Annotated in this window: 1 rRNA gene; it reads left to right on the top strand. The window is 56.7% G+C overall.

The features are described 5' to 3' along the window. Positions 1-215, top strand: a 16S ribosomal RNA gene (locus ATB76_RS26980); the annotation flags it as partial.

The following is a 215-nucleotide window of genomic DNA, read 5'->3' as shown; positions in this document are numbered from 1 at the left end:
GGCGTCGAGCGGCGGACGGGTGAGTAATGCCTAGGAAATTGCCCTGATGTGGGGGATAACCATTGGAAACGATGGCTAATACCGCATGATGCCTACGGGCCAAAGAGGGGGACCTTCGGGCCTCTCGCGTCAGGATATGCCTAGGTGGGATTAGCTAGTTGGTGAGGTAATGGCTCACCAAGGCGACGATCCCTAGCTGGTCTGAGAGGATGATC

This window comes from Vibrio sp. MOR3 (assembly GCF_001557775.1).
Lineage (GTDB): Bacteria > Pseudomonadota > Gammaproteobacteria > Enterobacterales > Vibrionaceae > Vibrio > Vibrio jasicida.
This window is presented reverse-complemented; position numbering and strand designations above follow the sequence as displayed.